This window comes from Pedobacter sp. (assembly GCF_035566355.1).
In the GTDB taxonomy this organism is placed as follows: Bacteria; Bacteroidota; Bacteroidia; order Sphingobacteriales; family Sphingobacteriaceae; genus Pedobacter.
The window spans coordinates 1-12,811 of sequence record NZ_DATMRL010000433.1 but is presented as its reverse complement, the minus strand read 5'-3'; the positions used below and the strand labels follow the sequence as shown (position 1 = coordinate 12,811).

Below are 12,811 nucleotides of genomic sequence, written 5' to 3'. Positions count from 1 at the left end.
CCAGTTCTCCTCCAGGGATAGGTTCGTAATAGTACTTTTTGTCAAAAAAGTAATTGCGTTCATAGATCTCCGGTTCATTCAGAAAAATATACTTACCCTCATTAAAAACATAGTAAGGCATCAATCCTCTGAACTTGGTGTTGTCGAGAACTATATCCGCTGTTCTCCAGCGTTTTAAATCCCACCAGTAATGATTCTCAAAAGCTAACTCTTTGTTTCTTTCCAGACGCACATCATTAATCGAAACACTACCAGCAAGTGTTGCACCAGCTCTGGTGCGGAGCAGGTTGATGCAAGTGGTCGCATCTGCTGTATTGCCCAGCTCTGCTGCCGCTTCTGCTCTGTTGAGGAGCACTTCAGCATAACGCAATTCGATCCAGCTTTGGGTACTTTGAAATAGACCACATTGATTTTGCGGACGGTTATAGTCAATATATTTCCGTACATAAAAACCGGTTCTGGTTGTCTTATCAGGGCTGCCATTAGGTTTGATCCCTGTAATGCCTGAGATTCTTTTGCCTTCATACAAGGTGTTTTCATCTGCAGAAACTTTTCTGTTTGTTCGTTGGTCGGCGGGTTTGGCAACTTCTGCAGCTGCGGTTCCTGTAAAGGAGGTATAAAGCCCTCTTTGGGTATCAAACTGGTAACCTCTTAAGCTGGCACCGGGAAAATAGACCGTGGCCAGTAACCTAGGTTCCAGACCGGTCATAAGGTCTTCTATTTTGTCAAAACGGCGTGGCGTACCATCGGCATTGGTGATGGGGAGAGTGGTGAATTTCTGCACGAAATCCAGGGTTGGGTAAGATCGGCTATCTCCATCAGCAGTCATATAACGTGGAGAAAATGTTGCATCCCAACTGTGTGCAGTATTGCTGGCGATAGAATAATCCCTAACCAGGATATTTTCCGGGCTTGTTTGATCTAGGAAAGCATCAGCGTAGTTTTTTACTTTATCTGCATCTTTTTGGTAGAGCGAATAGTGTCCTTCCACGAGTTTAGCTGCATCCCATGCTTTAGTAAAAAAGCCATTGGCTGCGGTTGCAGGAATGCCCACAAAACCTTGTGTCCTGGCTTCTCCAGCTACAAAATTTACAGAGCCATATTTTGCTATAGAACCTGCATATAGCATCGCCCTTGATTTCAAAGCTGCTGCTGCATATTTATTAGCCCTTCCTCTTGGACTGGTAACTGGCATCAGTTCAAAAGCTTTATCCAGGTCTTCTCCAATAAAGGTCCATACATCTTGTTCTTTATCGCGGTGTACCTGGAGTTCTTCGATTGTTTGCTCCGGGTAGTTTTGTACGGTTTTTATAATGGGTACCCCGCCATAGCGTTTGGCCATAGCAAAATAAAAATAAGCTCTGCAGAAATAAGCTTCACCTGTTAATTCTTTAATACGGGTATCCGTAAAATTGGCTGAATTTTTAGGTAATTCCTGCATAAGGTTGTTTACAGCGCGTATTTCTGCATATGGCCAGTAGCCAAATCCGCCACCAATGTCCATGCCTCCATATGGTCCTACTGATTCGCCGGTAACGGCAGAAGAATGCCAGAAGTGCTCCCATTCATGGTGCAGATTAAACCCTGACTGACCGTCACGTCCTCCAGGCCGATACGTAAAATCTTCAATCGGTAATTTCCTGTAGATGTCTGCCATATAAGCATCTATACCCCCTTCTCCACCAAATATGACGTCGGATGTAAGAATGCTTTTTGGTTTGATGTCCAATTTATGGCAGGAAAATAACATTCCTGCGATAAGAATGGCTATGATGAGTTGATATCTTTTCATGATCTGGAATTTTAAAAGGTAATGTTAGCACCCAGGTTAAAAGTTCTGTTCAGCGGATACTTATAGCCACCTAAGGATTGGTTGAAGCCTGCATCTGGAATTTGACCGGGATGTTCTGGGTCGCTGTTTTTAAGTTTTGTCAGGGTTAAAAGATTGTAGGCATTGGCATAGATCCTTAACTTTTTTACCCCAATGCGTTTCAATTTTTCGAAGGGGAAGGAATAGCCGAGCTCGAGGGTTTTTAGTCTGATATAGCTGGCATCCTGAACGGCCTTGGTACCCTCTGCTACAGGCGAGCCCATTGCCGGATATTTGCCAGGAATCCACTGGGTGTTCGGATTAAACACATTGTCTGATGGGTTTGCGGTATGCCAGCTGTCCAGAAATTGTGATAAAGAACTTCTGTCGTACATAAGCGGTTGTGCAAATTGCTCGGTATATTCCACATAGAAACTGGTAGATCCTGCAAAGAGTGCATTCAGATCAAAGCCCTTCCATGTTAAACCGACATTTATCCCATAATTGATCAAAGGGATATCTTTCGTAGCGATCGGCTTTTCGTCTTTTTCGTTGATTACACCATCCTCATTCCAGTCCTGGTAGTAATAGTCGCCAGGAACCGTATTGTTGTTGCCACCTCCCGCATTTACAGGATGGTTATAGATCTGATCATAGCTTGAAAACTGCCCGCCATAAGTTTTGCCCCACCAAAGGTTGTTGTAGCGGTTGGTTTTGCCATTTCTCCACTGGAGGTATTCATTTCCGGCTTTTGTTTCAATTACAAATCGGTTCATGGTGCGTGTGGTAGAAATATTACCACCTATATTATAGCCAAACTCACCAGTTTTGCCGCGGTAATTTAATGAGAGTTCAATACCTTCTGTTCTGTCTGTATTCAGATTTTCTTCAGGCAGGTCAATACCTACGGTACCTGGTACGGCCACATCTCTTTTGGCCAGTAAACCATTTCTATCCCGTCTGAACACATCAAAAGACCCCTCCAGTTTACCTTTCCACAGACTGAAATCCAATCCGATGTTTTTCATACTGGTGGTATACCAGGTCAAGTCGTTGTTTACTGCTGGTCTTGGTGCAGCACCACTAATGAATTGTCCATTAAAAATATAGCCATAGATACTTTGGTCGTTTGGATTGATTGTCGGATAATTGTAGCCCGGAATATATTGAAACTGTGTATCCGTATCATATCCTGCCTTACCGTAAGATACTCTAAGCTTTAAATTAGATAAGATATCAGGTGATATGAAGTTTTTAAAGAAACCTTCTTCGGTAATCCGCCATCCAACAGATGCTGCAGGGAAGAAGCCCCACTGACTTTTACCTGGCTTGAATTTGTTAGATCCGTCCTGACGGAAACTAAATTCAGCAAGATATTTTCCTTTATAATCGTAGTTTACACGACCTACATAAGCCCGGTATACCACTTCATTGATATTGCCGGTATTCATGCTGCCAATCTGATCACCGGCTTCTCCACCAAATAAGTAGTTGATGGGTAGGTTGACATTCCTTTGGGCGAAAAAGTTATCCCCTTTAGAGAAACTTTCTTCAAAAAGGAGCAATCCGGATACGTTATGGTCTTTGTTAAAAGTATGGGCATAATTTAAGGAGAGCTGGCTGAGTGTAGACATGTTATTGCCATAATAGCGCATTAAAGTAGTTGGCGACTTTACGAGCGAAGCAACATAGGTATCGGTTACTGCATTATAGGTATATAACTTATATTCTTTCTTTTGCTCTGTATTGTCATCTACACTATATCCATAATTGAACATCCCTTTAGCTTTTAAGCCTTCAAGGCCAGGAATGTCGTATTCCAAACTTAGCTGCCCCTGAAAGTTCTTTTGTGTTTGCTTTTTGTAACCTACTTTAGAGGCATCTGAGATAACGGCAGGATTGGCATTCTCAGACATTACACTTGGATATTCAGGATTATCGTTAGCAAAGATTCTATTGATTGGAATCTGGTTCCATGTGTATTTAAATATGGTCCATAAATCCTGGTAAGGTTGGTTCTTTTCATCTGTATATCCGGAGGCCAGAATTTGTGCCCTTAGCCTTTTGGAAATATTAATATTTACATTGGACCGGAAATTATAGCGGTGATAGTCCAAAGAGTTGGTTTTAAAAATACCGTCTTGTTTCATATAACCTAGGTTAAAGAAATAAGTGATCTTTTCTGTACCACCATTCACATTTAAATTGTGCTGGATTTGCGGAGATGTTTTCTTGAAGACAAGTCCAATCCAGTCTGCTCCTTTGGATGTTCCGTCAAGCCAGGGTTTCATATCGGCATAGGTATATGTTGGTTCGGAGTTGCTTACAAAATTATTGGCAAAGGGACGTTTGGTTTTTTCATTGGTCAACATCATGAAATCTACTGGTCCAACGCCTTCGGGCATTCCTAAAAACTGTTGCCAACCTTGATTTACGGAATAATTAATATCGAATTTTCCATTTTTATCTCCCTTTTTTGTGGTCACCAATATTACACCATTTGCAGCCCTAACCCCATAAATTGAAGCTGCACCATCTTTCAATACAGAGATGCTTTCAATTTCATTAGGATCCATTCTTTCAATACCGCCTCTGGGTACTCCGTCAATTACGATGAGCGGGTTTCCCAATCCGCGAATGTCAAATTGATTTTCAAAAGAGCCCGGTTCTGCTGTTTTTTGTAACACACGTAACCCTGGGATCTTACCTGTAAGCATGTTTACCACATTTTCATTTTTAGTGACCGTAATTTCTTCACTTTTCAATGTCGATACCGCGCCAGTAACTGTTACCTTTTTCTGGGTGCCATAGCCTACAACTACTAATTCGTCAAGGTTTTTGTTGTCTTCTTGCAGTGTAATTTGAAAATCTTTTTTGTTTTTGATCTGTATTTCCTGAGGTATATAGCCTACATAAGAAATCTGGAGAGAGGATTCTGTACTGGGTGCAATGATAGAAAACTTTCCTTGTTGATCTGTAACAGCAACGATGGAGGTGCCCTTTATTTTGACACTAACCCCTGGAAGACCGGCGCCCGCAGCCGCATCAATTATCTTTCCACTGATGGTCACCGATTGCTGGGCCAACAAAACAAGTGGAAAAAGAAAAAATAGGGCAAATAGGTATTTAATTTTTTTCATACTGTTTAATTATTTTGGTTTAATTCTTTTTTTATGATTACCCAAATAGGGTACTGGAAAGGCTAGATGCCTGATAAGCCGCTAGGGGGAGTTCGATTTGTTGTTCGTCATGTCTATATTTGGTTTGGTTTATATTCTGCTGCAGTTAAGTTGCAGGCTTTGTTTTTTATTCTGTTAAATTAAATTTTGAAATAACTAATAAAACTTCATTAAAGAGGATGTAGTAATTTTTAAATACAAGGCAATCGATTGCCTATTTTTGATAAAAAAAACCAGCTTCTACTATATTACTAGCTACTGGTCGATCTCTTTGCATGGTTTAATAGTTACTTCTTATTGTAATCTGGGATAAACTTATTATCTGCCTATTAATAAATACTTAATATTGAATTAACGGCAGAATTAATTGCTCAATTAATATTCAACCCATGGAAATAAATAGGTCTGAAGACTGTAGATAACTGCTTTATAAGCTTATCTCGTTTAATTTTAATATGATTTGCTATGAACAGAAAATATATTAAAAGTTACATATTCTATTATCTTTGGAGTTCCTGAGACCAAATGTTTTTCTTCAAACGACTATGAAATTAAAGTTTTATGCAGCTTGTTTTTTGTTTCTACAGTTTGCTTCCATGCCTGGATACTGCCAATCTTATGGATTAGGTTTTGCAGGTCATGAAGTGGTGCAGGATAAAAGAACGAGTTTGGACCTTAGTCCAGAGCAGCCTATTTGCCTTGATCATAGTTTTGAACTGTCGTTTGATCTTTCTTTTATGCCAGGCTATGCAGATTATTTTGGTTATGTTTTCCGCCTGATTGATAACAACGAACGCAATATCGACCTGGTGTATGATATGCGGTTTCTGGAGAACAAACACTTTAAACTGATTATTGGCGACAAAGTGTCTGATATTGCTTTTGACGTTGACATTAATAAACTGTACAAAAACTGGTACAATTTAAAATTTCAGTTTGATATGGAACGTCAGCAGCTTATCCTGCTGGCAGATGGCAGAACTTACCGGCAAAAATTGAATTTGAAGAAAAATTGTTACAGGATTCTTTTTGGGGCAAATAACTACAAGTATTTCAAAATAAAAGATGTACCTCCAATGAAAGTCAGGGAGGTTAAGATTAGTGAAGACCAACATTTGAGTTATTACTGGCCGCTGGATGAGAAATCAGGGAACAAAGCCCTGGAAAGGATCAAGACTAAGGACGCGAGTGTTTTTAATCCAATCTGGATCAAAAAATTACATTATGACTGGGAAATGGTGAAGGATTTTGCGGTAAAGGGGCCAGCAAGTGTCGCTTTTAATCCTCATAAAGAGGAACTGTACGTGGTTGCTGAAGACTCGCTGGTCAGTTATAATCTAATTTCCCACCAATCCACTTATCATCCATATAATTCTGGAAAACAGGGGCTGCTTCCTGGAAACCAATCTATTTTTGATGGCAGTACGGGGCAGTTGTTCAATTTTTATATGGACCAGAAATTGGTTGCTAATTTTAACTTTAGCAGTGGAAAATGGGACAAGAAATATATAAATCCTGATGTTATCACATTGTTCTGGCATCCCAATAAGTTTTATTCAGCCCTAGACAGTTCAATTTATATGATTGGTGGATATGGACAGTATCACTATAGTCATAGTGTAAACCGTTATTATTTTCCAGACAAGAGATGGTCTGTTGTTCAGACTAAAGGAAATTTTACCCCACGTTATTTATCCGCACTTGGTACAGTAAAAGGTGGTGCCTATATCCTTGGAGGATACGGCAGCGCAACGGGTGAACAGATCTTAAATCCCAAAAACATTTACGATCTTAATTTTTACGATGTTAAGCAGGGAACTTTCAGGAAGATTTTTGAAATCAAACCTAAAAGCGAAGATTTTGCTTTTGCAAACTCTATGGTTGTCGATGAAAAAAGCAACAACTATTACGCGCTCACCTTTCCAAATGATAAATATAATTCCTATCTGCAATTAATAGAGGGGTCTTTAAATACACCTTTTTATAAGTTGGTGGGTAATCGGATACCTTATGCTTTTCATGACATCAATTCTTTTGCAGATTTATTTTACTGTCCCGCAAGTCAAAAATACGTTGCTGTAACATTGTTTCGGGACGAAAAAAGTAACCAGACCACTGTTAAGATTTACACACTATATGGGCCGCCGGAGGCCTTTTCCAATATTTCAGCAGAGGGTGGGGATACCTTTAAAGCGGGTAAATACTTATTGCTTGTATCGGTAATACTTATTGGTGTCTTCTTTTTTTACCGGCAAAACAGGCGCCGTTCCGGAGTGTCCAAAACTGGATCTGTTGTTTCGGTATTTCCAGCCGAAATTCCATTAATAACGGATAGAGCAACTGAGCCTGAAACGGAACAACCGAAGCCGACAATAAAAAACACCATTTTTCTGTTTGGAGATATGCAGTTGTTTGATAAAGATGGAGAAGATATTACCAAATCTCTTTCTCCTTTAATACGAGAGCTTTTTCTGGTCGTATTGCTGTATACTATAAAATGGGGAAGGGGGATCAGCTCTGAGAAATTAACAGAAATATTGTGGTTTGATAAACCTGCAGAGAGTGCCAGAAACAACAGATCTGTGAATATTGCCAAACTAAAGATTATTCTTGAAAGGATAGAGGGCTGTCAGATTTCAAAAACAACTGGGTACTGGAAAATTGATTTTGAGCCTAAGCAAGTTAAAATTGATTACAGTCAATATTTGGATATTGTAAACAGTAAGCGGGAAATTGACAAAGCCAGGCTTAATGAGCTTACGAATCTGATCCATCGTGGCGGCTTTTTGTCTAATGTAGAATATGACTGGCTGGATGGTTTTAAGTCTGAGATTTCTAATGAGATCATAGATACCTATCTTCATTATGCAGCCAGTATTAAAATTGCAGATGATCCGGAATTTTTGATAAGTCTGTCTAATTATATAGCCTATTTCGATCCAGTGAACGAGGAAGCCATGATGATCAATTGTAAGGCGCTGGTGCACTTAGGGAAACATTCTTTAGCAAAATCGAAGTTTGAAACATTTAGCAAAGCCTATAAAGCCATTTATGGAGAAGATTTTAAACAAAGTTTTCAGGAAATACTAGAATAGCAGCTTTAGTTTTTTGCAGAAACTGAGTTTAATAATATCGATTAATCATTTATTAGGCTTTTATTAATAGGTGGATCTAACTTGGACTAAAATCAAGAAATTAAAACACTGTATGCTTAATATGTTAACTAAAGTTATGGTGCCAAAACTAAAACTGGTTTTGTGCATTCCCCTACTATGGATACAAACAGTTACCAATGCCCAAACTAAATCTTATGAAGGTACCGGTAACCTGAAATATGTAGACCCCTTGATTGGTAATGTTGGTCATTTATTAGAACCAACCCGTCCTACGGTTCAATTGCCTAATCAAATGATCCGAATGTTTCCTCAAAGAAAGGATTACAAAGATGATCAGATTTCCAGCTTTCCTTTAAATGTTGTTTCGCATCGTTTGGGACAAGTATTTGCACTCAGTCCATCCATACAAGACCCACAGGTTTCAAACTGGAAAAAGAACATGACCTATGATTATGATCTGGAAATTAATCGTCCATGGTATTATAGCACTTACCTTGTCGATGACGAGGTGAAAGTAGAATTTACGCCAGGGAAAAAAACCGGGTATTTCAAATTTGAATTTCCCTCAAAAAGCCATAAATCATTGCTTTTTGGAAACTACAATGACGGACAAAATGAATTTAACTTTATCTCGGCAAGGGAATTAACTGCTGTTGAAATTTATCACGGGAATATTAAGGTATATCTCTATGGTATTTTTAGCGAAGATGGTGTAACGGGTACTGTGCAAAATGGAGGTTTATCCAGTGTATCCAAGGTGGCAGGAAAAGATGCAAAGGCCTACATTAGTTTTCCCAAAAACTCCAGCGGTAAAATTGAATTTAAATATGCGATCTCCTACATTAGTACAGCACAGGCTAAGAAGAACTACGATAAGGAATTAAAACAGAGAGATTTTAATGCACAATATGCTGTTGCTGAAGAGGCATGGGCAAAAGTAATCAATCAGATCCATTCGACCGGAGGAACTGAAGCACAAAAAAGATCGTTTTACACCGCCTTGTACAGATGTTATGAGCGAATGGTGGACATCTCTGAAGATGGACAGTATTTTAGTGGTTTTGACAATAAAATACACCAAAGTAACCGCCCATTTTATGTTGATGATTGGGCCTGGGATACTTATTTGGCCCATCATCCGCTTCGTGTAATTTTAAATCCTGCCCAGGAAGAGGACATGTTAAATTCCTATGTGAACATGTATGAACAGAGTGGTTGGATGCCTACTTTTCCGGTACTTTTCGGTGATCACGCTTGTATGAATGGTTTTCATTCTACAATTAGTTTCCTGGATGCGCACCGTAAAGGATTAAAAAACTTTGATTTAAACAAAGCATATGAAGGGCTGGCCAAAAATGCGAATGAGGCAACCATGCTTCCCTGGAGAAATGGACCTAAGACGGAGTTGGATGATATTTATCACAGTAAAGGATTCTTCCCAGCTTTAGCGATTGGAGAAAGTGAATATGTACCCGCAGTAGATAAATTTGAAAAACGCCAGGCAGTTGCAGTGACTCTGGGGAACAGTTATGACGATTGGGCATTGGGACAATTGGCTAAAGACATGGGAAAGAAAGAGGATTTTGCGAAGTTCAACGCCAGGGGACAGAATTATAGAAACTTATGGAACCCGGAGAACCAGATGTTCATGCCTAAAGATAAAAACGGCAACTGGGTTAAAATAGATCCTAAGTTTGATGGGGGAATGGGGGGAAGAGAATATTATGACGAAAATAATGGTTGGACTTATCTATGGCAAGTACAACAGGATGTAAATGGATTAATAGGTTTACTGGGTGGTAAAACTGGTTTTGAAAATAAACTGGATCAGTTGTTCAGAGAGCCACTTGGGCGTAGTCAATATGAGTTTCAGGCCAGATTTCCTGACGTAACCGGGATTGTAGGCCAGTTTTCTATGGGTAATGAACCTAGTTTCCACATTCCATACTTATACAATTTCACAGATTCGCCATGGAAAACTCAGAAGAGAATCCGCTTTCTGCTGGATACCTGGTTTAAGGACAATGTATTTGGTATTCCAGGTGATGAAGATGGTGGAGGGATGACCGCTTTTGTCGTGTTTTCGTCGATAGGTTTCTATCCACTCACTCCTGGACTTCCGGTTTATACCATTGGCAGTCCCGTATTTGAAAATGTAACCATTGATTTGCCTAACGGGAAGACCTTTCAAATGATAGCAAACAATTGTTCCGTAATCAATAAATATATACAAAGCGCAAAATTTGATGGTCAAGTATTGACCAGGCCATGGTTTACGCATAATCAGTTAATTTCAGGAGGAAAGCTGGAGTTAGAAATGGGCCCCAAACCAAATAAAAAATGGGGAGTTGAATAAATAAATTAAGGCCAATCAATAAACGGATTGGCCTTAATTTTACAGGCCTATTGAATAGACATATCTATCACGTCTTTCTTTCGTTCGGCAGGAGTGACAATAAGATCTGTTAGTTTGCCCTTTACAATCTTACCCTGAACTGTGGTTTTAAATGGTGCATTTAATTTAAAGTCAGCATTCCACTCTTTAGGCCATGCGGGCAGCAGCATGATTTTTTCGCCTTCACATTGCATTAACATCAGCTGTAGTGCATTTTCTGCATTTCCTCCATTATCCTGATCAGGTTGGTAATCATTTTCTGCAGACCAGAAAGCAGGGAATTTCAACTCCGGATCCTTTAGATTGAAGGCAAACTGAGTATATTCTTTGGCTACATTGGTTATGCCCAACAGAGCAGCCTGTATGGGATCTTGCGTCCAGCAACCTTTGAATCTTTCTTTACGAGCATTAAATGTTGATATGGCCAATTTGAGGTTTGGTTTGCCAAGGCCATAGATGCGAAAGGGGTAGATGGAGTATAATTCCGGATTTTCACGATTTCTTGGTTTGGCCGTTTGTTGCCCGGAATATGGAAGAAGGACGCTATCTCCAGATTTAGTGTCAATGCCAACTGGAAGTACAGGTAACTCTTGCAGCAATCTTTTCCACTGTACTTTTATGGAGGGTTCAGCAATGTGATCCGGAAGATCAATTAATCGCTGAAGTAATGCATGTAAACCTGCAATGTCTGGTGCAGGATTGTATACTTTCCAGAATTGTTCTATAGAATTAACCGGATCCAATAGTAATTTTCCGTTTTCATCTCTTTTAAAATGCTGATCGAAGAAAGTGATACCCGCTTCTGCTACCGGAAGTAGCTTTTTCTTGGCAAATTCTTGATCTTCAGTATATTTGTAATAATCCAGCATCATCATACTCAATTCAAGGACGGGCGTAAAATAATGCCCTGTCCAATCCTCTTGTACTTCTGGCCCCCAATAACCCAGGCCTCCCCAAAAAGGAGCTGTTTCTGCAAAATAGGCACCATTATGGTTGTAGTATTTTTTTACCTGAGCCGTATTGGCAGGAATCATCGCTACATACATATCAAAAAATGGCCTCATCACATCAAAATCACCGGCCATCAGCCGGGGCCAGTACATTGCCCGGGTATTTTGAAACCAGTACTGGCCGCCCCATTTTCTGTAATCAGCAGTTACAGATTTTATTTCCTGATCAAGTTTTAATTTAGGATGATTTACATTGAAGATTGATCCGTTAAATTTTACGGGATAGCTACCTCGCCCGGCGCAAGCTGTAACAAAACGCTGGAGTACGTAGCCACCTGTAATATCTTGTGCCGCCTGGTCTCCATCTATGTAAATCCAGCTGCGCTTCCAAAACTGGCCCCACCATTGCTGGTGTTTTTTATAGCTCTGAGGTAGGCTGACTTTTTCAAGACGTGAAACCTGATCATTTAACTGTGATAACCAGTTATCGCTGGTGGTTGTAGTCACCGTTAATGGATAGATAGAAATGAGATGAAATTTTGCAGGTTCAGTCGATTTTAAAACTGAAGGCCCACTATTAGTCATTCCAATTCCCTTGATCGCTGCACCAAATGTGCGATTTAATACTTCAGGATCACTATTTTCTCCGTTTCTATGGTACCAGACAATCCGATTGACCTGGTCTTTCATAATGACGTCCGCACTGATGCGTTCATTCTTGGTGATACGCCAGTTGTCGAGTGTGAATTTTGCTGAAACCGGATGATCACTTTTTACTTCAACTCTGACCACGGGGTTATTTGCATCTACCCAGATGCGTATCACGGCTCCTTTTCCTTTTTCCCCTTCTGAAATCTCTATTTCTCCCTCGTGGAGTTTAAGTGTTTGCAGGAAATGTCCACCTGGTTTAAATGGAGAAGGGCTAAGCGAAAGGCGCATACCTCCCAATTTTAGCAGACCGTATAATCCTTTATTGTCTTCACTCCAGGCATCGGTTTTTGCAGTGAAAAAGACAACATCGCCATTAGGTTCTGCCCAGACATTTAGTCCTATATCACCGTTGCCAATGGGCATAGATTCTAATGATGTTGGACCGGGAATATCCCAAGTCACATTGTAGGGTTTTAAAAGTGATTCGATGTTCCTTGGTTCTTTCTGCTGAGCCAGAGCTGAAAATGAAGTGATCAGCATCAGAAAGGAACAGAGCGTAATTTTTGACTGTCGAAAATCATTCATCATTTATTTGTTAGGTTTTTAATTTTTAGTGATCTGCATAAAGGTATTCCTGGGAATTAATAAAGCCTTAATAGCCAATTAACAGTGCTGTAATTTTCTCAGTATAATCCATCCAAATAGCAGGA

General features: G+C 39.8%; 5 protein-coding genes. 2 read left to right on the top strand and 3 right to left on the bottom strand.

What is annotated here, in order from left to right; all coding sequences use genetic code 11:
• Both VNZ46_RS16695 and VNZ46_RS16690 read right to left on the bottom strand, forming a co-directional pair.
• Positions 1-1,792 (bottom strand): RagB/SusD family nutrient uptake outer membrane protein (locus VNZ46_RS16695; protein WP_325561196.1); only part of this gene is annotated, 1,792 nt, incomplete at its 3' end.
• 11 nt (positions 1,793-1,803) lie between these two features.
• Positions 1,804-4,950: a TonB-dependent receptor gene (locus tag VNZ46_RS16690; RefSeq protein WP_325561195.1), complete on the bottom strand. Its 3,147-nt coding sequence runs from the start codon at positions 4,948-4,950 to the stop codon at positions 1,804-1,806.
• 584 nt (positions 4,951-5,534) lie between these two features.
• Here VNZ46_RS16690 and VNZ46_RS16685 point away from each other — a divergent pair.
• Positions 5,535-8,084 carry a galactose oxidase gene (locus tag VNZ46_RS16685; protein ID WP_325561194.1) on the top strand — a complete coding sequence of 850 codons (2,550 nt, stop codon included), beginning with the start codon at positions 5,535-5,537 and terminating at the stop codon, positions 8,082-8,084.
• 121 nt (positions 8,085-8,205) lie between these two features.
• Positions 8,206-10,461, top strand: a complete 2,256-nt coding sequence (locus tag VNZ46_RS16680; protein ID WP_325561193.1) for a GH92 family glycosyl hydrolase — start codon at positions 8,206-8,208, stop codon at positions 10,459-10,461.
• Between the two features lie 47 nt (positions 10,462-10,508).
• On the opposite strand, the gene VNZ46_RS16675 is transcribed toward VNZ46_RS16680, so the two are convergent.
• Positions 10,509-12,689: a DUF5703 domain-containing protein gene (locus tag VNZ46_RS16675; protein ID WP_325561192.1), complete on the bottom strand. Its 2,181-nt coding sequence runs from the start codon at positions 12,687-12,689 to the stop codon at positions 10,509-10,511.
• Positions 12,690-12,811: the final 122 nt, after the last annotated feature.

Bases quoted from the DNA above. Each gene is read 5' to 3' on its own strand.
- VNZ46_RS16690 (WP_325561195.1), bottom strand. From the start codon at position 4,950: ATGAAAAAAATTAAATACCTATTTGCCCTATTTTTTCTTTTTCCACTT.
- VNZ46_RS16675 (WP_325561192.1), bottom strand. From the start codon at position 12,689: ATGATGAATGATTTTCGACAGTCAAAAATTACGCTCTGTTCCTTTCTG.
- VNZ46_RS16680 (WP_325561193.1), top strand. From the start codon at position 8,206: ATGTTAACTAAAGTTATGGTGCCAAAACTAAAACTGGTTTTGTGCATT.
- VNZ46_RS16685 (WP_325561194.1), top strand. From the start codon at position 5,535: ATGAAATTAAAGTTTTATGCAGCTTGTTTTTTGTTTCTACAGTTTGCT.